Below are 923 nucleotides of genomic sequence, written 5' to 3'. Positions count from 1 at the left end.
ACACAGCAGCTTATTGTTGTTTTGGCAAGAATATCGTTTTCCCTAGAGGCGACACGTCAAGGCCAAAAACAATCCGCCGCAGATACGTCCGGCGATCAATCTTTGCATTGCTTATAGTGGTTGAATAATTTTCGTGCGATAAACAAAGTTTTAGTCCTGTAAATTCGATTGGTTCGAGGGCGGTAATGCTTCGTCTGCAGGGTTTGGCTCTATAACTCCCACTCACATGACTGCTGAAAAGCCCTGTATGGATTTGGCGTTCGCTGATTACTTCATGTCCTGTTCTGACTAATGCCCATCCTGAAAATGTGAGATATAGGAAGGTGCAAATTATTAAGTTCGGAGCGCTCAGCTTGTCGTGTATATTATAGGTGTTACCCTTGAGAGATATGTCAAGATAAACAATGATTCCAGCAATAATTGCTGCAATGGAAAATCCGATAAGACTTATTTTAAAGGGGCCATAAAAGGCAAGGTATAGACCTATTACTCCAGCGAATAGCAAGATGGTGAAAATACATTTCACTAATCGTTTGCGCATACAATCTCCAACTGAAATTTATCAAGGAGAAGATGCCCGCTCGCGATCCAGAAGGCATATTGAGAGAACATCTGCACGATGGCCTCGATGTCCTGCTCGTTGGCACGCCGCTTGCCATTTCTCAGGTGATACCAGCTACTGCGGTCTGTGCCAGTCCGTTTCTCAAGCTTAGGGGCTGAGAGCTTCTTTCTGTCCCATACGTCTATCAATCGTTCTCTGATCATTCCTTGGTTACTTGCTCTGATTCCTTTCCGTACGGGCATACCAGCGCCTAGCTGCTTCCTGGGTGATCGCTATCCCGCGTTGGGTTGGCTCAAGTTTCGGTTGGCTTCGTCATAGGCCGGGCTGGTTTGGCCAGCAGCAGGCGCAATCTGGCCGCTAG

At 46.7% G+C, this 923-nt stretch carries 1 pseudogene; it reads right to left on the bottom strand.

Going from position 1 to position 923, the window contains the following annotated elements:
* Positions 1 to 834: 834 nt before the first annotated feature.
* Positions 835 to 923: pseudogene (locus tag GYB81_RS24935) on the bottom strand (DNA-binding protein); the annotation flags it as partial.

Origin of the sequence: Pseudomonas yangonensis (assembly GCF_009932725.1) — a bacterium.
GTDB classification, from domain to species: domain Bacteria; phylum Pseudomonadota; class Gammaproteobacteria; order Pseudomonadales; family Pseudomonadaceae; genus Aquipseudomonas; species Aquipseudomonas yangonensis.
This window is presented reverse-complemented; position numbering and strand designations above follow the sequence as displayed.